At 73.0% G+C, this 19,135-nt stretch carries 16 protein-coding genes; 12 read left to right on the top strand and 4 right to left on the bottom strand.

Annotation, left to right across the window (positions count from 1 at the left end; genetic code table 11):
* Positions 1–8: 8 nt before the first annotated feature.
* Positions 9–1,589, top strand: coding sequence for a methylmalonyl-CoA mutase family protein (locus tag ABD665_RS15320; protein ID WP_204913490.1), 1,581 nt, complete (start codon positions 9–11; stop codon positions 1,587–1,589).
* 265 nt (positions 1,590–1,854) lie between these two features.
* Here the strand turns inward: ABD665_RS15320 and ABD665_RS15315 are convergent, their stop codons facing one another.
* Positions 1,855–2,748, bottom strand: a complete 894-nt coding sequence (locus ABD665_RS15315; protein ID WP_204913489.1) for an SIP domain-containing protein — start codon at positions 2,746–2,748, stop codon at positions 1,855–1,857.
* Positions 2,749–2,911: 163 nt separating this feature from the next.
* On the opposite strand from ABD665_RS15315, the gene ABD665_RS15310 reads away from it, so the two are divergent.
* The 7 genes from ABD665_RS15310 (at position 2,912) to ABD665_RS15280 (ending at position 11,242) form a co-directional block, all read left to right on the top strand.
* A complete protein-coding gene (locus tag ABD665_RS15310) occupies positions 2,912–4,150 on the top strand; it encodes an amidohydrolase (RefSeq protein WP_204913488.1) in 1,239 nt (412 codons plus the stop codon).
* A 175-nt stretch (positions 4,151–4,325) separates the two neighbouring features.
* A complete protein-coding gene (locus tag ABD665_RS15305) occupies positions 4,326–5,444 on the top strand; it encodes a BMP family ABC transporter substrate-binding protein (protein ID WP_204913487.1) in 1,119 nt (372 codons plus the stop codon).
* A 48-nt stretch (positions 5,445–5,492) separates the two neighbouring features.
* Complete coding sequence (locus ABD665_RS15300; RefSeq protein WP_204913486.1) at positions 5,493–7,151, top strand: ABC transporter ATP-binding protein; 1,659 nt, start codon at positions 5,493–5,495, stop codon at positions 7,149–7,151.
* Positions 7,148–8,362, top strand: a complete 1,215-nt coding sequence (locus ABD665_RS15295) for an ABC transporter permease subunit (protein ID WP_204913485.1) — start codon at positions 7,148–7,150, stop codon at positions 8,360–8,362. The genes ABD665_RS15300 and ABD665_RS15295 overlap by 4 nt, the downstream gene beginning before the upstream one ends.
* Positions 8,359–9,660 (top strand): ABC transporter permease subunit, encoded by a 1,302-nt coding sequence (locus ABD665_RS15290; protein WP_204913484.1) that lies wholly within the window; start codon positions 8,359–8,361, stop codon positions 9,658–9,660. Before ABD665_RS15295 ends, ABD665_RS15290 begins: the two co-directional genes overlap by 4 nt.
* Positions 9,661–9,669: 9 nt before the next feature.
* Complete coding sequence (locus ABD665_RS15285; RefSeq protein WP_204913483.1) at positions 9,670–10,116, top strand: cytidine deaminase; 447 nt, start codon at positions 9,670–9,672, stop codon at positions 10,114–10,116.
* Between the two features lie 43 nt (positions 10,117–10,159).
* Positions 10,160–11,242, top strand: coding sequence for an adenosine deaminase (locus ABD665_RS15280; RefSeq protein WP_204913482.1), 1,083 nt, complete (start codon positions 10,160–10,162; stop codon positions 11,240–11,242).
* 172 nt (positions 11,243–11,414) lie between these two features.
* On the opposite strand, the gene ABD665_RS15275 is transcribed toward ABD665_RS15280, so the two are convergent.
* Both ABD665_RS15275 and ABD665_RS15270 read right to left on the bottom strand, forming a co-directional pair.
* The gene (locus ABD665_RS15275) at positions 11,415–12,644 is read right to left on the bottom strand and encodes an ArgE/DapE family deacylase (RefSeq protein WP_344742495.1); all 1,230 of its coding nucleotides are present in this window, start codon (positions 12,642–12,644) and stop codon (positions 11,415–11,417) included.
* Positions 12,645–12,719: 75 nt separating this feature from the next.
* Positions 12,720–13,238 (bottom strand): mycothiol transferase, encoded by a 519-nt coding sequence (locus ABD665_RS15270; RefSeq protein WP_204913481.1) that lies wholly within the window; start codon positions 13,236–13,238, stop codon positions 12,720–12,722.
* Between the two features lie 62 nt (positions 13,239–13,300).
* Here ABD665_RS15270 and ABD665_RS15265 point away from each other — a divergent pair, with 62 nt between their 5' ends.
* The 4 genes from ABD665_RS15265 to ABD665_RS15250 all read left to right on the top strand — a co-directional run bounded on the left by ABD665_RS15265 (position 13,301) and on the right by ABD665_RS15250 (position 17,690).
* Positions 13,301–14,296, top strand: a complete 996-nt coding sequence (locus tag ABD665_RS15265) for a WYL domain-containing protein (RefSeq protein WP_204913480.1) — start codon at positions 13,301–13,303, stop codon at positions 14,294–14,296.
* A gap of 31 nt (positions 14,297–14,327) precedes the next feature.
* Complete coding sequence (gene metG / locus ABD665_RS15260; protein WP_204913479.1) at positions 14,328–16,112, top strand: methionine--tRNA ligase; 1,785 nt, start codon at positions 14,328–14,330, stop codon at positions 16,110–16,112.
* A gap of 231 nt (positions 16,113–16,343) precedes the next feature.
* Entirely contained in the window at positions 16,344–17,195 is an 852-nt protein-coding gene (locus tag ABD665_RS15255; RefSeq protein WP_204913478.1) for a phytanoyl-CoA dioxygenase family protein, read from the top strand.
* Positions 17,196–17,267: 72 nt separating this feature from the next.
* Positions 17,268–17,690, top strand: a complete 423-nt coding sequence (locus ABD665_RS15250) for a PPOX class F420-dependent oxidoreductase (RefSeq protein ID WP_344742494.1) — start codon at positions 17,268–17,270, stop codon at positions 17,688–17,690.
* Positions 17,691–17,727: 37 nt separating this feature from the next.
* Here ABD665_RS15250 and ABD665_RS15245 read toward each other — a convergent pair whose 3' ends face one another.
* Entirely contained in the window at positions 17,728–18,912 is a 1,185-nt protein-coding gene (locus ABD665_RS15245) for a M20/M25/M40 family metallo-hydrolase (RefSeq protein WP_344742493.1), read from the bottom strand.
* Positions 18,913–19,135: the final 223 nt, after the last annotated feature.

The following is a 19,135-nucleotide window of genomic DNA, read 5'->3' as shown; positions in this document are numbered from 1 at the left end:
ATGCGGGGGTGAGCGGACAGACCGAGTCGGGCACCCCGTTCGCCGACGTCTACGCCCCCGGCGAGCCGGAGGGCTTCGACCCGGCGACGGCGCTCGGCGCGCCCGGTGCGTACCCCTACACCCGCGGCGTCCACCCCAGGATGTACACGACGCGGCCGTGGACGATGCGCCAGTACGCGGGGTTCGGCACGGCCGCGGAGTCGAACGCGCGCTACCTCGAGCTGATCGCCCACGGCACCGCCGGGCTGTCGGTCGCCTTCGACCTGCCGACCCAGATGGGCATGGACTCCGACGCGGCGCTGGCCGCCGGCGAGGTCGGCAAGGTAGGCGTCGCGATCGACTCGGTGGACGACATGCGGGTGCTCTTCGCCGGCATCGACCTGGCCCGGGTGTCGACGTCGATGACGATCAACGCGCCCGCCGCGGTCCTGCTGCTGCTCTACCAGCTGGTGGCCGAGGAGAACGGCATCGACCCCGCGCTGCTGACCGGCACGATCCAGAACGACGTGCTCAAGGAGTACATCGCCCGCGGCACGTACATCTACCCGCCGCAGGCGTCGTTGCGCCTGGTGGGGGACACGTTCGCCTACTGCGCGCAGGCGCTCCCGCGGTGGAACACGATCTCCATCTCGGGCTACCACATGGCCGAGGCCGGGGCCACGCCCGCGCAGGAGATCGCCTTCACCCTCGCGAACGGGATCGCGTACGTCGAGGCCGCGCTGGCCGCCGGGCTCGAGGTCGACCAGTTCGCGCCGCGGCTGTCCTTCTTCTTCGTCTCGCGGACGACGGTGCTGGAGGAGGTGGCCAAGTTCCGCGCGGCGCGGCGGATCTGGGCGCACGTGATGAAGGAGCGCTTCGGCGCGACCAACCCCAAGTCGCAGATGCTCCGGTTCCACACCCAGACCGCGGGGGTCCAGCTGACCGCGCAGCAGCCCGAGCTGAACCTCGTCCGCGTCGCCGTGCAGGCCATGGCCGCGGTGATGGGCGGCACGCAGTCGCTGCACACGAACTCCTACGACGAGGCGCTTGCGCTCCCGACGCCCAAGGCCGCGCGGCTCGCGGTGCGGACCCAGCAGGTGCTGGCGTACGAGACCGACCTCACCCGGACCGTCGACCCGTTCGCCGGCTCGTACGTCGTGGAGTCCCTGACCGACGACGTCGAGGCGGCCGCGCTGGCGTTGATGGAGGCGGTCGAGACGCGCGGCGGCGCCGTGGCCGCGATCGAGCAGGGTTTCCAGAAGGGCGAGATCGAGAGCTCCGCCTACGCGATCGCGCAGGAGATCGACGCGGGGGAGCGGGTGGTCGTCGGCGTGAACCGCTTCGCCCTCGACGAGGAGGAGCCGTACGAGCCCCTGCGCGTCGACCCGTCCCTCGAGGCCGCGCAGGTCGCCCGCGTGAACCGGATTCGCGCGGGTCGCGACAACGCGAGGGTCGAGGCCGCGCTGGAGCAGCTCCGCTCCGCGGCGCGCGGTTCCGCGAACGTCCTCCCGCCCATGAAGCGCGCCCTCTCCCTGCGCGCCACCGTCGGCGAGGTCAGCGACGCCCTCCGCGACGTCTGGGGCGTCTACCGCCCGAGCGAACGCTTCTGAGGTAACGCCTCCTGAACCTGTCGAAGGGCCCTGCGGAAACGCCCCCTGAGCCTGTCTAAGCGCCCTGCGGAAACGCCCCCTAAGCCTGTCGAAGGGCCCAGCGGAAACGCCCCCTGAGCCTGTCGAAGCGCCCTGCGGAAACGCCCCCTGAGCTTGTCGAAGGGCCCCGGAGGGGTTGGCGTCTCCGAAGCTGCAGAGAGCCGACCTCTTCGAGGCCCTTCGACAGGCTCAGGGGGCGCACCTGGCCCTCGACAAGCTCAAGGGGCTACAGCCCCACGCGCTCCAGGGCCTCGTCGTAGAGCTCGAGGGCGTCGTCGCTGGTGGCGCCGGCGGCGACGGCCTCGGTGTAGACGGCCTCGAGGGCGGGGGCGACCTCGGCGTAGCGGGCGTCCCAGCGCTCGGAGTCGAGGCGCCAGTAGCCGAGCAGGGTGCAGCGGGAGACGGGCAGGCCGCGCTCGTGGCGCAGGTGCTTGCGGACGGCCCTCGAGGCGCTCGCCTCGGCCGCGAACCAGACGTAGCCCGGCCCGTCCGGCGTCGGGAAGGCGGCCACGGCGTCGGCGAGCCGGCTCGGGCCGGTGTCGTTCCCGGAACCCTCCAGCCACGTCCACGTCACGTCCCCGGCGGTGACGACCTCGAGCCGGTCCGCGGCGGAGGGGATCTCGGCCAGGACGTGCGCGCGGGTGCCGGCCGGCAGCTCCTCGACGGCCCGCGCCAGGGCGGGCAGCCCGGCCAGGTCGGCGACCAGCAGCTGCCAGGTGGAGTCGGCCGGCGGGCGGTACCAGCCCATCGCCTCGGTCAGGTAGATCACGTCGCCCACCTCGGCCTCCTGCGCCCAGGTCGAGGCGACGCCGCCCTGGTGCACGACGAAGTCGACGCACATCCGGCCGGCCTCGCCGTCCCAGGAGCGGACCGTGTAGCTGCGCATCGGCGGCTGGTTCTCCGGGTCCGGGTAGTCCTGCGTCCCGTCCGGCATGGTCACGGGCCGGGCGACCTCGCGGGAACCGGGCTCGGGCAGCACGAGCACCAGCCGCTCGTCGGGGACGCCGCTGGACTCCCAGGTGCGCATCCCGTCCCCGCCCAGCTCGACGCGGACCAGGTGCGGGGTCAGCCGGCGCGTCGCGACGACCTCCGCGCGGTGGTAGACGTCGTAGTAGCCCACGGTGCTCCTGCTCGTCGGGACCGGCGCTCGGGGGTGCCGCAGGTCGAGTTAGGAGAGCCTAACCTCGTCCTCGGCACGCGGGCACCCCTCGGGCGTTCCCGTCGCGTTACGGAACGTCTCAGACCCACGTGCGGGTGACCACTGCGTGACAGACTGACGACCGATGCCTGAACCCGTCGACGACCACGTGCGCCGCGCCCGCATCGTCGCCGAGGCCGACGAGCTGCACGAGCGTCTGATCGCCATCCGCCGCGACATCCACGCGCACCCCGAGGTCGGCAACGCCGAGCACCGCACCACCGCCCGCGTGGTCGAGGTCCTCGAGTCGGTCGGCCTGGTCGCCAAGATCCTCCCGATCGGCACCGGCGCGTGGTGCGACGTCGTCCCGTACGGCTTCGACGAGCAGCGCGAGGGCCTGGTCGGCCTGCGCGCCGACCTCGACGCCCTGCCGATCCCGGACGGCAGCGCGGTCGACTTCGCCTCCCGGGTGCCGGGCGTGGCCCACGCGTGCGGCCACGACGTGCACACGACGATCGTGCTGGGCGTGGGCATGGTCCTCGCCCGCCTCCGCGAGGAGGGCCTGCTCACCCGCGGCGTGCGGCTGATCTTCCAGCCCGCCGAGGAGACGAGCCCCGGCGGCGCGGTCGACGCGATCGACGGCGGCGTCCTGACCGACCTCAGCGAGGTCTACGCGCTGCACTGCGACCCGCGCACCGACGCCGGGCAGATCGCGCTCAAGGTCGGCCCGGTGACGTCGGCCGTGAGCCAGGTCAGCGTGACGCTCACCGGGACCGGCGGCCACACCTCGCGCCCGCACCTGACCCAGGACGTCGTCGCCGCACTGGGCACGCTCGTCACCCAGACGCAGCTGGTGTTCGCGCGCCGGGTCGACCCCCGCAGCGGCGTCTCGATGATGTGGGGCAAGGTCACGGCCGGTTCCGCCCCGAACGCGATCCCGAGCAGCGGCCAGGCCCTCGGGACCCTGCGCGCGCTCGACCTCGCGGGCTGGGAGCAGGCCAAGGCGCTGCTGCCGGAGCTCGTCACGCAGCTCGTGGCCCCGTACGGGGTCGAGGCCCGCGTCTCGATCAACGAGGGCACCCCGCCCGCCGTGAACGCCCAGTCCGGCATCGACCGGCTGGCCGCGGCCGGGGACGCGATGCTCGGGCCGGCGGGCGTGACGGCCACGGAGCAGTCGCTCGGCGGCGAGGACTTCTCCTGGATGCTGCAGCAGGTCCCCGGCGCCATGGCCCGGCTCGGCGTCCGGACGCCCGGTGCGGCCAGCTGGCCCGACATCCACCACCCGAGCTTCCGCGTGGACGAGAGCTGCATCGCGGTCGGCGTCAAGGTGCTGGCCGACGTGGCCAGCAGCAGCGGCGCCAGCCCGTCGACCACCACGGGCTGAACGGTTCGTGACCGGATGGTGACCGTCGCGGTCCGAGGTCGTGGGGTTCCGAGCCGCTAGAGTGCTCTGCGCCGGGGTCGACCCCCGGCGGCGCGAGGTTTCCTCGCCGCGGCCACCGCCGGCCGCACGATCTCTTGACTGTGTGACGTACGCAGACCGAACGAGGAGACCCTCCGTGAAGAAGACCCTGACCCTGGTGGGCGCGCTGGCGACCTCCGCCGCCCTCGCCCTCTCCGGCTGCGCCCAGGCGCCCGGCACCGACGCCGGCAGCTCCGCGGCCCCGAGCGGCGGCGCCTCCTCGGCCGCGGCCGACGCCTCCGGCTTCAAGGCCTGCATGGTCTCCGACTCCGGCGGCTTCGACGACAAGTCGTTCAACCAGACCGCGTACAAGGGCCTCACCGACGCGAAGACCTCGCTCGGGATCGAGACCGGCCAGGTCGAGTCGAACGCCGCCGCCGACTACGCCAAGAACGTGCAGTCGATGGTCGACGCCAAGTGCAGCATCATCGTCACCGTCGGCTTCGCCCTGAGCGACGACACCCTGGCCGCCGCCAAGGCCAACCCGGACATCAAGTTCGCGATCGTCGACAACAACGACCCGTCGACCTACCCGGCCGCCAAGAACCTCAAGCCGCTGGTGTTCAACACGGCGCAGTCGAGCTTCCTCGCCGGCTACCTCGCCGCGGGCATGAGCCAGACCAAGAAGGTCGCGACCTTCGGCGGCCAGAAGTTCCCGACCGTCACGATCTTCATGGACGGCTTCGCCCAGGGCGTCGAGTACTACAACACCCAGAAGAAGTCGGACGTCCAGGTCCTCGGCTGGGACTCGGCCAAGCAGGACGGCCAGTTCGTCGGCAGCTTCGAGGACCAGAAGGGCGGCCAGCGCGTCGCCCAGGGCCTGATCAGCCAGGGTGCGGACGTCGTCCTGCCCGTCGCCGGCCCGGCCGGCCTCGGTGCGCTCCAGGCGACCAAGGCCAGCGGCGGCAAGGCCAACGCGATCTGGGTCGACACCGACGGCTGCGTCAGCGCCGAGACCTACTGCTCGAACATCATCACGAGCGTGACCAAGGGCCTCGACGTCTCGGTCACGGACGCGATCAAGGCGGCCAAGGACGGCTCGTTCGACAACAGCCCGTACGTCGGCACGCTGGAGAACTCCGGCACCGGGCTCGCGCCGTACCACGACTTCGACACCAAGGTCCCGGCCGAGCTGAAGACCGAGGTCGACGCCCTCAAGGCCGACATCGTCTCCGGCAAGATCACCATCGAGTCCAAGTCGCAGCCGACCTCCTGAACCGTCCGGCCCGACGACCCGCGTCCGCGCTGACGTAACCTCCCCACCGTGCCTGCCACTCCCACCGAGGAGACTCGACCGGACGGGGCTGACCCCGCAGCGCCACCCGCCTCAGGGCTGGCGCTGCGGGGCATCACCAAGCGTTTCGGCTCGCTGGTCGCCAACTCCTCGGTCGACCTCGACATCGTCCCGGGCCAGATCCACTGCCTGCTCGGGGAGAACGGTGCCGGCAAGTCGACCCTGATGAACGTCCTCTACGGGCTGCTCAGCCCCGACGAGGGGCAGATCTTCGTCGACGGGTCGCCGGTGGTGATCCGGAACCCGAAGGAGGCCATCGCCGACGGGATCGGCATGGTCCACCAGCACTTCATGCTCGTCGAGGTCTTCACCGTGGCGGAGAACCTCGTGCTCGGCCGCGAGGGGGGCATCGGCCTGAGCATGGGCCGGGCCCGCCGGACGGTCCGCCAGCTGTCCGAGCGCTACGGCTTCGACGTCGACCCGGACGCGGTCGTGGAGGACCTGCCGGTCGGCATCCAGCAGCGCGTCGAGATCCTCAAGGCCCTCGCGAACGACGCCCGCTTCCTGATCTTCGACGAGCCGACCGCGGTGCTGACGCCGCAGGAGATCGACGAGCTGATGGACGTCATGCGGGCGCTCCGTGACGAGGGCAAGGCGGTCGTCTTCATCACGCACAAGCTCCGCGAGGTGCGCGAGATCGCCGACACCATCACCGTCATCCGGCGGGGTGCCGTCGTCGGCACGGCGAGCCCGCAGGAGTCCGAGGCCCGCCTGGCCGAGCTCATGGTCGGCCGCGCGGTCAACCTCGTCGTCGACAAGGAGCCGGCCCGGCCCAGCGCCGAGCCCCGGCTGCGGCTGCAGGGCGTCTCGGTCGCCGACGCCGGCGGGCACGTGGTCGTCGAGGGCCTCGACCTCGACGTGCACGGCGGCGAGATCGTCTGCGTCGCCGGCGTCCAGGGCAACGGCCAGAGCGAGCTCGCCGACGCCCTGCTCGGCACGCTTCCCGTGACCTCCGGCTCGATCAGCCTCGACGGCACGGTGATCAGCGGCCGGTCGCCGAAGGAGATCATCGACGCCGGCCTCGGCTTCGTGCCCGAGGACCGCCAGCACGACGGCTTCGTCGGCAGCTTCACCGTCGCCGAGAACCTGGTCCTCAACAACTTCGACGAGGCCCCGTACGCGCGCGGCATCCGCCTCGACCTCAACCGCATCCGGGCCAACGCCGACGAGCGGGTGGGGGAGTTCGACATCCGCACGCAGACCATCGACACCCCGGTCAGCTCGCTCTCGGGTGGCAACCAGCAGAAGGTGGTCCTGGCCCGCGAGCTGTCCCGCCCGCTCGCGGCGCTCGTGGCCAGCCAGCCGACGCGCGGCGTGGACGTCGGGGCCATCGAGTTCCTGCACTCGCGGCTCGTCGCCGAGCGCGACCGCGGCACCGCCGTCCTGATCGTCTCCACCGAGCTCGACGAGGTCGCCGCGCTCGCCGACCGGGTCGCCGTGATGTACCGCGGCCGCGTCGTCGGCGTCGTGCCCCCCGACACCTCGCGGGAGGTCCTCGGCCTGATGATGGCCGGCGTGCCCGCGGACGAGGCGCTGGCCAGCGCTGGCGCCCCCGCGTCTTCCGAGCCCCCTTCTCCGCCCCCCGAGCCCCCTTCTTTGTCCCCTGAGCCCGTCGAAGGGCAGCGATGAGCACCGCCACGGCCCCCGTCCCCACGGCCCCGAGGCCGGCGCAGCGGGCCCGGCCCGCGCGGCGGTTCCCGTGGACCGACGTGATCACCACGGTCGCGGCCTTCGTGCTCGCGTTCCTCGTGGGCGCGGTCCTGATGATCGTGTCCGACACCGAGGTGCGCTCGAAGTTCACCTACTTCTTCGCCCGCCCGTCCGACGCGCTGGTCGCCTCGGTCGACAAGGTGGGGAGCGCGTACGGCGCGCTGATCGCGGGCTCGGTCGGCGGCTACGGGCCGATCACCGAGACCACCGCGCAGGCCGCGCCGCTGATCTGCGCCGGCCTCGGCGTGGCGCTCGCCTTCCGCGCGGGGCTGTTCAACATCGGCGCCCAGGGCCAGGCGATCATCGGCTCGATCTTCGCCGCGTACGTCGGGTTCAGCTGGCACCTGCCGGCCGGGCTCCACCTCCTCGTCGCCGTGGCCTTCGGGCTGCTCGGGGGCGCGATCTGGGGCGGCCTGGTCGGCTGGCTCAAGGCCGGGGCCGGGGCGCACGAGGTGATCGTCACGATCATGCTCAACTACGTCGCCGCCGGGCTGCTCGACTACCTGCTCACCACGACCGCCTTCCAGCGGCCGGGCCGCACCGACCCGATCTCGCCGATCGTCGACTTCAGCGCGACGTTCCCCCGCCTGGTCGGGGGTCAGCTGCACCTCGGCTTCGGGGTGGCGATCCTCGCCGCCGTGTTCGTGTGGTGGCTGCTCGAGCGCTCGACGACCGGCTTCGCGATCCGCGCGGTCGGGGCCAACCCGCACGCCGCGGCCACCGCGGGCATGAGCGTCGCGCGCACCACGGTGATCACCATGGCGGTCGCCGGCGGCCTGGCCGGGCTGGCCGGCGTCCAGGCCGCGCTCGGCCCGTCCGCCTCCGGGCTGCCGGTCCCGCTCTCGGCCGGCATCGTCGGCTCCATCGGCTTCGACGCGATCACCGTCGCCCTGCTCGGCCGCTCGACCCCGCTCGGCACCGTCCTCGCCGGGCTCCTCTTCGGCGCCCTGCACGCCGGCGGGCTGGCGATGCAGAGCGTCGCCCAGACGCCGCTGACGCTGACCACTGCGCTGCAGGCCCTGATCGTGCTCTTCGTGGCCGCGCCCGCGCTGGTCACCAGGCTCATCCCGTTCGTCCGGACCCGCAAGGCCCATGCCACCGGTCCCGTCCCCGAGGGAGGCCTCGCGTGACGGCGCTCGACCCGGCCCCGCGTACGCACGCGGTCGCCCCGACCGCCGCCGAGACCGTCGAGTCGCCCGAGAAGCGCCGCCAGCGGCTCTCCACCGGTGCGCTCATCGGCATCGTCGGGCTGCTGCTCCTCGTCGCCCTCGGGTCGACCCGCGGCGAGGCCCGGTTCGCGCTGTCGGACGCGTTCGACGAGGTCCAGCTGCCGACCGTGCCGCTGCCCGGCGTGCCCACGGTGGTCGTCTGCGCCGTGCTCTGCCTCGCGGCGGCCGCCGCCTTCCTCAGCGGTCGGGTGCGCGGCCGTCGCGCCGCTCTCGCCGCCACGGTGGCCGGCATCGCCGTCGTGCTCGGGTTCCTGACCTGGGCCGCGGCCGGGCGTGACCTGCCCTTCCCGGTCAGCAACCAGTTCGCGGGAACGCTGTCGCTGGCCACCCCGCTCGTCTTCGGGGCGCTCTGCGGCGTCCTGTGCGAGCGGGCCGGCGTCGTGAACGTCAGCATCGAGGGCCAGTTCCTCGCGGCCGCCTTCGCCGCGGCCGTCGTCGGGAGCATCACCCAGTCGGTGCCGGCCGCCATGATCGCGGCCGTCGTCGCGGGGCTGGCCATGGCTGCGCTGCTCGCCCTCTTCTCGATCAACTACCTGGTCAACCAGGTCGTCCTCGGCGTCGTGCTGAACCTGCTCGCGGTCGGCGTCACGGGCTTCCTCTTCGACCAGCTCGTGCAGCCCGCGTCCTCCACCTACAACAACGCGCCCGTGCTCGAGACGATCCCGATCCCGGGGCTCTCCTCGATCCCGTTCTTCGGCCGGGTGCTCTTCGACCAGAACGTGCTGGCCTACCTGGCGATCATCGCCGTGGTCGTCGTCTGGGTGCTGCTCTACCGGACGACCTGGGGCCTGCGCATCCGCTCCGTCGGCGAGCACCCGCAGGCCGCCGACACCGTCGGCATCAGCGTCCGCGGCGTCCGCTGGTCAGCGGTGCTGGCCGGCGGCGTGCTGGCCGGGCTCGGTGGCTCGTTCTTCACGCTCGCCTCGACCGGGCAGTTCACCAAGGAGTTCACGGTCGGCAACGGGTTCATCGCGCTCGCCGCGCTGATCATGGGCCGCTGGCGCCCGGTGCTCGCGACGATCATGTGCCTGTTCTTCGGCTTCGTGACCCAGATGGCCTCGCAGCTGCAGACCCTCAGCACCCCGATGCCCAGCCAGCTGCTGCTCGTCCTGCCCTACATCGCCACGATCATCGCCGTCGCCGGGCTGGTGGGCCGCGTCCGACCGCCCGCCGCCGACGGCGTGCCGTACGAGAAGTAGGGGCGGACCATGACGTCGGACCAGGCACCGGAGATCGACTGGGCGCTGCTGCGCACCCGGGCCGTCGAGATGATGGAGCGGGCGTACGCGCCGTACTCCGGCTACCCCGTCGGGGCCGCCGCGCTCGTCGACGACGGCCGCCTCGTCGGGGGCTGCAACGTCGAGAACGCCGCGTACGGGGTCACGCTCTGCGCCGAGTGCGGCCTCGTCTCCGACCTCGTCGCGGGCGGCGGCGGCCGGCTCGTCGCGTTCAGCTGCTGCGACGCGAACGGCGCGCAGATCATGCCGTGCGGTCGGTGCCGCCAGCTGCTGTGGGAGCACGGCGGCGCGGCCCTGCTCGTCGACACCCCCGCCGGCGTGCTGCCGATGACCGAGGTGCTGCCCCAGGCGTTCGGCGCGGAGGACCTGAGCACCGTCGGGCCCCGCGGCGCGGCGCTGGAGGACGACCCGGCGTAGGCCGACGCGCGGTCCGGGCCCGGACCGCGAGAGACTGACGTCCATGCCTCCGCTCGACGTCGACCGCCTCCGCGCGCTGCCCAAGGTCTCCCTGCACGACCACCTCGACGGCGGTCTCCGTCCCGCGACCGTCCTGGAGCTGTCCGAGGAGATCGGGCACGTGCTCCCGCCCGCGGCCGCCGACGGCGCCGAGGCGCTGGGACGGTGGTTCGTCGACGCGGCCGACTCCGGCTCGCTGGTGCGCTACCTCGAGACGTTCGACCACACGATCGCCGTGATGCAGACCGCGCCGCACCTGCGTCGCGTCGCGCGGGAGTTCGCCGAGGACCTCGCGGCCGACGGCGTCGTCTACGGCGAGGCCCGCTGGGCACCCGAGCAGCACACGACGGCCGGGCTGACCCAGACCGAGGCGGTCGCCGCCGTCGCCACCGGCCTCGAGGAGGGCATGGCCGCCGCCCGGGCCCGCGGCCAGGAGGTCGTGGTCCGCCAGCTCCTCACCTCGATGCGGCACGTGGAGCCGACCCTCACCGGCGCCGACCTCGTCCTGGACGACCGCACGGGTTCCGTCGTCGGGTTCGACATCGCGGGGGCCGAGGACGGCTTCCCGCCCGAGCGCTTCCTGCCCGCCTTCGTGCACCTGCGCACGCACGGCTGGCCGTACACCATCCACGCCGGCGAGGCCGCGGGCGTCGACTCCATCGCCGGGGCCGTCCTGGCCTGCGGGGCGACCCGCGTCGGGCACGGCGTCCGCATCGTCGAGGACATCGGCACGGGTCCGGACGGCGGCGACGCCCTCGGGCCGGTGGCCGCGTACGTCCGAGACCGCCGCGTCCCGCTCGAGCTGTGCCCGTCGTCGAACGTGCAGACCGGCGCCGTCACCTCCGTCGCGAACCACCCGATCGCCCGGCTCGACCGGCTCGGGTTCAAGGTGACGGTCAACTGCGACAACCAGCTGATGAGCGGCACGACCCTGACCCGCGAGACGGGCCTGCTGGTCAGCGAGCTCGGCTACGACCTCGACGGCCTCCGCCGCCTCGCCGTCAACGCCGCCGAGTCGATCTTCCAGCCCTACCCCGTCCGCCGCCGCCTGATCGAGGACGTGATTCTCCCCGCGTACGCCCGCTAGCCGCTCCGGGCCTTCGTACCTTCGTCCCAGGGGTCACGGGACTTTCACGTAAACGTGAAACTCCGGTACTGACCACGGCAGATCTGCCGTGGTGAGTACGGGTCTTTCACGTAAACGTGAAAGTCCTGGGACTCCTGCGCACGGGCCGCGCTGCGAGCGGGAGAGCCCCGGGTCAGGCGACGCCCTCGCGGAGGAGCCGGGTGAACACGGCGGCGGTCAGCTCGACCTGGTCGAGGGGGACGCTCTCGTCGGGGCCGTGGGCGAGGCGGACGTCGCCGGGGCCGTAGTGCAGCGTCGGGACGCCGGCGCCGGCGTAGAGGCGGAGGTCACTCCCGTACGGCGCCCCGCGCTCGGCGTCCACCTCGCGGCCCGTCTCCTCGGCGTGCGCAGCGGCGACCTGACGGGCGAGCGCGTGCCCGGCCGGCAGGTGCCCGCCGCGGAACCGGCCGCCCGGCCACGTGACCACCGGCGGGTGGTCGCGCAGGAACGGGTGCCCGGCCGCAGCCTCCGCGACGGTCTGCTCGAGCTCGGCGACGGCGACGGCGGGGTCCTCCTCGACGCGCAGCCCGTAGCGACCCTCGGCGACGAGGCGGTCGGGCACGCTGCTCGGCCAGTCGCCCGCCTGCAGCCGGCCGACCGACAGCGGGTAGGGGACCGGCAGGTGGTCGAGAAGCGGCTCGCGGACGCGGTTGCGGCGTTCCGAGAGCCGGGCGAGCGCGGCGTGCAGCGGCAGGTAGGCGTCGATCGCCGACACCCCGGCGTACGCGGTGCTGCCGTGCGTCGCCACCCCGGGGACCTCGATGCGGAACGTCAGCGACCCGGCGTTCGCGGTCACCAGCCCGAGGTCCGTGGGTTCCGGGATGACGCACGCCCGGCCGGTGTGGCCGCGGGCGAGCGTCGCGTACGCGCCGAGCCCGCCGTCCTCCTCGCCGACCACGCAGTGCACCGCGAACGGCGCCACGGCGGTCACGTCGGGCCCGAGCGCCTCCACGGCGCCGAGGATGCCGGCGAGCCCGCCCTTCATGTCGCAGGTGCCGCGCCCGAGCATGTTCCCGGCGGTCACCACGGGCGCGTACGGCGCACCGCTCCACGAACGGAGGTCACCGGGCGGCACGACGTCGACGTGGGCGGACAGCACGAGCCCGACGTCCTCGCCGGGCAGGTTCGTCGCGACGAGTCCCCAGGCGGCGGTGCGGTCGACCTCCTCGCCGGGGTAGCCCGGGTCGGCCCGCAGGGCGTCGAGGTCGAGCGGCCACAGGTCGACGGTCAGGCCGAGGTCGCCGAGACGCTCCGCGAGCAGGTGCTGGATGCGCAGCTCGTCGGCGGCCCCGCCCTCGCTCGGGACCGCGACGAGGTCGTGGAGGGTGCGGAGGACGCGCTCGGGACCGGGCTGGGCTGGCACAGTTCCGCATTCTCCCGGGATCGGGACGCTTCGGCACCTCCCCGGTGCCGAATCGTCCCCGGTCCGTGCGGCGGCCTACCCCATGGTCTTCTGACCGTCGATGCTCTCGCGCAGGATGTCGGCGTGGCCGGCGTGCTGGGCGATCTCCGCCAGCACGTGCATGAACACCCTCCGGTTGCTCCACACCTCGCCCGGCGGGAACCACGGCGCCTGCGGGAGCGGGTGGGTCTCGTCGAGGTCGGCGCTGCGGACGAGCGCGTCGGTCCGGGCGGCCGCCGCCTCCCAGTCCTCGAGCACGCCGGCGAGGGTCTCCTCGGGCAGGAGCCGGAAGCCGTTGGCGAAGGCCTCGAAGAGCGCCGGGTCCGGGTTCTCCCAGTCGATTCCCATGCCCCCTCCCGCCGGCCCGTGCTCGACGAAGTCGAGCCACTGCGCGACCGTCGCGGTCACATGCTTGACGAGCCCGCCCAGGCTCAGGGCGCTCACCGTCGGCGTCAGGCGGGCCTGCTCGTCGGTAAGCCCCGCCACGGTGACAAGGAACAGCCCGCGGTGCTTGGTGAGGATGGCGACGATCTCGTCGCGCTCGGTGATGGTCATGAGGACGACGCTAGCGAGGGACGCGGTCACTTCCTGTCCGCGATGGCGGGCAGAATCGGGCCGTGGCCAACACCAGCTCGCGCACCCTCCGGCTGCTGTCGCTGCTGCAGGCGCGGCGCTGGTGGCCGGGCCCGCAGCTGGCCGCGGAGCTGGACGTCTCCCCGCGCACGCTGCGGCGCGACGTGGACCGGCTGCGCGAGCTCGGCTACCCGGTGGACGCGGCGCCCGGGGTCGAGGGCGGGTACGCGCTCGCGGCCGGGACCGCGCTGCCGCCGCTGGTCGTCGACGACGAGGAGGCGATGGCGCTGGCGGTGGCGATCCAGTCGCAGCTGGTCACCGGCGGCGGCGGGGATGCGGCCGTCCGGGCCTTCACCAAGGTCGTGCAGGTGATGCCGCGTCGGCTGCGCCTCCGCCTCGACGCGGTCCAGGCCGCCACCACGCCGGCCCGCTGGGGCGACGAACCCACCGAGCGCCTGGACCACCAGGTCCTCGCCGTCCTCGCCCTGGCATGCCGCGACGGGGAGCGGATCAGGTTCGACTACCGGACCCCGTACGGCGGCTCTTCGGGCCGGGCCGGCCCGAGGCGGCTGGAGCCGTTCCGTCTCGTTCCCCTGGGGCGCCGCTGGTACCTCGTCGGCTACGACCTCGACCGGGCGGCCTGGCGGACGTTCCGCATCGACCGGATCACCGGGGCCGAGGGGACGGGGGTGCCGTTCGCGCCGCGTACCCCGCCCTTCGACGACGTCGCCGCGTTCGTCCTGACCGGGGTGCAGGGCGCGGGGGCGCGCGGGGCGGGGACGTACGCGGTGGAGGCCGTGGTCGACGCGCCCGCGGCGGAGGTGGCTCCGCGCGTCGGCGGGTGGGCGCGGGCCGAGGTGCGCACGGCGACCACCTGCACGTTCCGGATGGAGACCGACAGCCTCGACGGCGCGGTGTTGACGCTGGGCCTGACCGCCGCGCCGTTCCGGGTCCTCGAACCGCCAGAGCTGGCCGAACGGCTCCGCACCTGGGCCGGTCGCCTCGAGGCCGCGGCGGCCGCTGCCGGGACGTCGGGCTGACGACCTCCCGCGGCGACTAGGCTCGACGGTCGTGGCTCGCATCCTGACCGCTGTCGCCTGGCCGTACGCGAACGGCCCCCGACACATCGGTCACGTCTCCGGTTTCGGTGTCCCCTCCGACGTGTTCAGCCGCTTCATGCGGATGAGCGGGCACGACGTGCTCATGGTGTCGGGCACGGACGAGCACGGCACGCCGATCGGCGTCCAGGCCGAGCGCGAGGGGCTGACCAACCGCGAGGCGGCGGACAAGTACAACCGCGTCATCGTCGAGGACCTGCAGGGCCTCGGGCTGTCGTACGACCTCTTCACCCGCACCACGACGCTGAACCACTACGCCGTCGTGCAGGACCTCTTCAGCGCGCTGCACCGCAACGGCTACGTCGTCGCGCGCGTGCAGATGGGCGCGATCAGCCCGTCGACCGGCCGCACGCTGCCCGACCGCTACATCGAGGGCACCTGCCCGATCTGCGGCTACGGCAACGCCCGCGGGGACCAGTGCGACAACTGCGGCAACCAGCTCGACCCGATCGACCTGATCGACCCGCGGTCCAAGATCAACGGCGAGACGCCCGAGTTCGTCGAGACCGAGCACTTCTTCCTCGACCTGCCGTCGCTGGCCGGCTCGCTCAGCGCGTGGCTCGAGACGCGGACCGACTGGCGTCCCAACGTGCTCAAGTTCAGCGAGAACCTCATCGCCGAGCTCAAGCCGCGCGCCATCACGCGCGACATCGACTGGGGCGTGCCGATCCCGCTCGACGGGTGGCGCGACCAGCCGATGAAGAAGCTCTACGTGTGGTTCGACGCGGTGATCGGCTACCTCTCGGCCGCTATCGAGTGGGCCAAGCGGTCCGGCGACCCCGAGGCCTGGCGGCTGTGGTGGTCCGACCCGGAGGCCCAGAGCTACTACTTCATGGGCAAGGACAACATCGTCTTCCACTCGGTCATCTGGCCGGGGATCCTGCTCGGGCAGAACGGGCAGGGCGACCACGGCGGCGTTCCGGGGGACCTCGGCGTGCTGAACCTGCCGAGCGAGATCGTCTCCAGCGAGTTCCTGACCATGAGCGGGTCGAAGTTCTCGACGAGCCGCGGCCAGGTGATCTACGTCGGCGACTTCATCCGGGAGTTCGGCCCGGACGCGCTGCGCTACTTCATCGCCGTCGCCGGGCCGGAGAACACCGACTCCGACTTCACGTGGGAGGAGTTCGTGCGCCGCACCAACTTCGAGCTCGCGAACGAGTGGGGCAACCTGGTCAACCGCTCGATCTCGCTGGCCTGGAAGAACAACGGCGGGATCCCCGAGCCGGGCGAGCTGGCCGACGTCGACCGCGCCCTGCTGGCCACGGCGGCCGAGTCGTACGCGACCGTCGGCGCGCTGCTCGAGCGGAGCCGGTTCAAGCAGGCGATCAGCGAGGCGATGCGGCTGGTGCAGTCGGCCAACCGCTACCTGTCCGAGACCGAGCCGTGGAAGCTCAAGGACGACCCCGCCCGCCGCGACACCGTCCTGCACACGGCGCTCCAGGTCGTCTCCGACGCCAACACGCTGCTGACCCCGTTCCTGCCGCACGCCGCGCAGAAGGTCTTCGAGGCCCTCGGCGGCGAGGGCGTCTGGGCCGCGCAGCCCGAGATCCGCACGGTCAGCGAGGAGGGCGGGCCGGACTACCCGGTGCTGATGGGCGACTACGCCAACGAGCAGGCCGTCTGGGCGAGCCGCCCGATCGTCCCCGGGACGCCCCTGGTCAAGCCCACGCCGCTGTTCACCAAGCTGGACGAGGAGCTCGGCCGCACCGGCCCCGACTTCGCCCGCCTGGACGCCTGAACTCCGTCTGAGGCTCCCTTGGGGCGCGTCCCACCGGCCTCAGGACTTTCACGTTTACGTGAAACTCCCGTACTGACCACGGCAGATCTGCCGTGGTCAGTACCGGTCTTTCACGTAAACGTGAAACTCCTGTGACTGAACCCCCCGCCAGCGCGCCAGACCCGGGCCGACGGCGTACGCAGGGGTGGGGGCGCACCCCCGCGTACGGGGTGGCGTCCTAAAATCAGGCGCATGACCGACGTCGCTCAGACCAGGCAGGCCCCGTCGATCGAGGGGCTCGACGACGAGGCCCGGGAGGCCGTCGAGGCGCTCTACGGCGACGGGATCGTCGCGCGCAAGGGGGCGTTCCCGACCGCGTGGGTCGACCGGCTGAACGAGGACGTGCTGGCCGCGTTCGAGGAGGCGCGGCAGCGCGAGGGCGGGGCGGTGAGCCGCGGGCCGAACCGCTTCTACGTCGAGGTCCACCCCGAGCAGCTGAGCGGGTTCGTCGACCTCGTGACGCACCCGTGGGTGACGAAGGTCTGCGAGACCGTGCTGGGCCCGGACTACGAGATCGTCGAGATCGGCTTCGACATCCCGTTCGCGGGCGCCAAGGACCAGCCGTGGCACCGGGACTTCCCGTCGCCGCCGGAGACGTACGAGCAGGGCCGGCTCACGTCGCTCGCCTTCAACGTCACGACGGTCGACACGACCGAGGACATGGGCCCCTTCAACATCTCGCTGGGTACCCAGTTCGAGACCGGGCTCGAGTTCGACCACCAGCAGTTCCCGGACCGCTCGGAGTGGCCGCGCTACGAGGCGGGCAGCGTCTACAAGCTGCCCCGGCGCGGCGACATCTCGGCCCGCTCCGCGCTCACGATCCACCGCGGCACCGCGAACCGCTCCGAGCTGGCCCGCCCCGTCGTCGTCCTCGGGGTCGACGCGCCCGGCGCCGGCCACGACGAGCTGCACGACATGATGGTCACGAAGGCCTACCACGACGCCCTGCCGCCCGAGCTGCGCCGACACCTGCACGCCCGCGTGGTCGACGAGCTCGTGCCGATCGTGCAGAAGCACGACATCGAGGGCCTGGTGATGGGCTAGGGCGTGCCTCCGGGCGCCGACCGGTAGCGGTCGACGCCGACGGCGCGAGGCGAGGACTCGTACGGTGGCTATGTGACCACCGACGTGTCCTCGCCCCTGCCCGACGCCCTGCCCGACGCCCTGCTCGCCCTCCTGCGCGGCGCCGCGCCCTGCTTCGTCGCCACCGTGATGCCCGACGGTTCGCCGCAGCTGACGGAGACCTGGGTCGACACCGACGGCGAGCACGTCGTGATCAACACGGTCGAGGGCTTCCAGAAGGTGCGGAACCTCCGCCGCGACCCGCGGGTCTCGCTGAACATCTGCGACCCGAACGACGTCAGCCGCTACTTCGAGGTCCGCGGTCACGTCGTCGACATCACCGCCGAGGGCGGCTGGGAGCACATCGAGCTGCTCTCGCAGCGCTACACGGGCGGCCCGTACCAGAACTACGGCGGCCGGCCGAGCGTCCGGCTCGTCGTCACGATCGCCGTGGACAAGGTCCGCGCCCCCTGGTGACGTCCGCCCCGGGCGACGGCGCCGGCCGCGGCAGCGTTCAGGCCTGATCCTCCGCCAGCTCGACGACCAGCGCCGCGAGCAGCGCCGCCCGCTCGGGCATCGTGGAGACGAGCACGTGCTCGCCCTCCGCGTGCGCCCCGCCGCCCACGGCTCCGAGCCCGTCGAGCGTCGGCACCCCGAGCGCCGCGGTGAAGTTCCCGTCCGAGCCGCCCCCGACCCGGGCGGCGTCGGGCGGCGCGAGCCCGCAGCCTGCGGCCGCACGCCGGGCCAGCGCGAGGAGGTCGGTGGCCAGGGCCTCCTCCAGGGGTGGGCGGTTGATCCCGCCCTCCACGCGTACGGTCGCCCCGCCCTCCACGGTCAGGGCGCGCAGGGCGTCGTCCACCCGGGTCTGCTCGGCCGTGCTGGCCGCCCGTACGTCGACGGCGACCGAGGCGGACGCGGGGACCGTGTTCTGCGCGCTGCCGGCCCGGGCCAGGGTCGGGGTCACCGTCGTGCCCGCGGCGGCGTCGGCCAGGCCGGCGAGCTCGAGCACCAGGCCGGCGGCGGCGACGAGAGCGTTGACGCCGAGCTCGGGCTCGAGGCCGGCGTGCGCTGCCCGGCCGGTCACGTGCAGCCAGTAGTTCCCGACGCCCTTGCGCGCGACCTTGAGGGCGCCGCACGGCGCCGACGCCTCGAGCACCAAAACCGCGCGGGCGCCCTGCGCGGCGTCCTCGACGAGAGCGCGCCCGGCGGGGGAGCCGATCTCCTCGTCGGCGGTGACCAGCAGGACGACCTCGGGGTGCGCCAGCCCGGAGTCGTCGAGCTCGGCCAGGGCGAACAGCGCCTGCACCAGCCCGGCCTTCATGTCGAAGGTCCCCGGCCCGGTGGCGTGGTCGCCCTCGACCGAGAACGGCCAGCGCTCGGTGGTCCCGGCCGGCCAGACCGTGTCCAGGTGCGCGAGCAGGACCACCGGTCTGACGGCGTCCCCCACGTCGTCCGCGACGTCCGGCGTCGGGGGCAGCGACCAGCGCAGCGCCGGTGCCCCGGTGGTTGCCAGCCGCTCCGGCGCCCGCCCGAGCAGCGCCTGGCCGCGTTCGGCGACCAGGTCGGTGGTGGCGGCCAGCAGCGCCGGGTCGTCGGACGGGGACTCGCTCGTCACCAGCGCCCCGAGCAGGTCAACCATCGCGTCCTGACGGGCGGACAGACGGTTCACGAGGTCGGCGAGCGAGGCGGGGGACGGCACCGCCCCATGATCGGGGAGGCCGGGCCTCGCCCGTCCGGCAGGGGCGTACGGACCCGCACCGCGTTGTCCTGTGGGGGACCTGTGCGCTACTATTTACATAGCAGTGCTAAGCAAAGGTCTGGGCGGAGCGGCCCGGACGGAACGGACGAGGGCCGCGGTCAGCGGCGGAACGAGGTCAGGTCGAGTGGCCACCCACACGACGACGAGGGGCGCCGAGGCGCCC

It is taken from the genome of Microlunatus spumicola (assembly GCF_039536445.1).
Taxonomy (GTDB): Bacteria; Actinomycetota; Actinomycetes; order Propionibacteriales; family Propionibacteriaceae; genus Microlunatus; species Microlunatus spumicola.
The sequence above is the reverse complement of the archived record's forward strand: the minus strand, read 5'-3'. Positions and strand labels throughout refer to the sequence as shown.

Coding starts and splice junctions, on each gene's coding strand:
- ABD665_RS15270 (WP_204913481.1), bottom strand. CDS start 13,238: ATGACCATCACCGAGCGCGACGAGATCGTCGCCATCCTCACCAAGCAC.
- ABD665_RS15255 (WP_204913478.1), top strand. CDS start 16,344: ATGACCGACGTCGCTCAGACCAGGCAGGCCCCGTCGATCGAGGGGCTC.
- ABD665_RS15310 (WP_204913488.1), top strand. CDS start 2,912: ATGCCTGAACCCGTCGACGACCACGTGCGCCGCGCCCGCATCGTCGCC.
- ABD665_RS15285 (WP_204913483.1), top strand. CDS start 9,670: ATGACGTCGGACCAGGCACCGGAGATCGACTGGGCGCTGCTGCGCACC.
- ABD665_RS15295 (WP_204913485.1), top strand. CDS start 7,148: ATGAGCACCGCCACGGCCCCCGTCCCCACGGCCCCGAGGCCGGCGCAG.
- ABD665_RS15280 (WP_204913482.1), top strand. CDS start 10,160: ATGCCTCCGCTCGACGTCGACCGCCTCCGCGCGCTGCCCAAGGTCTCC.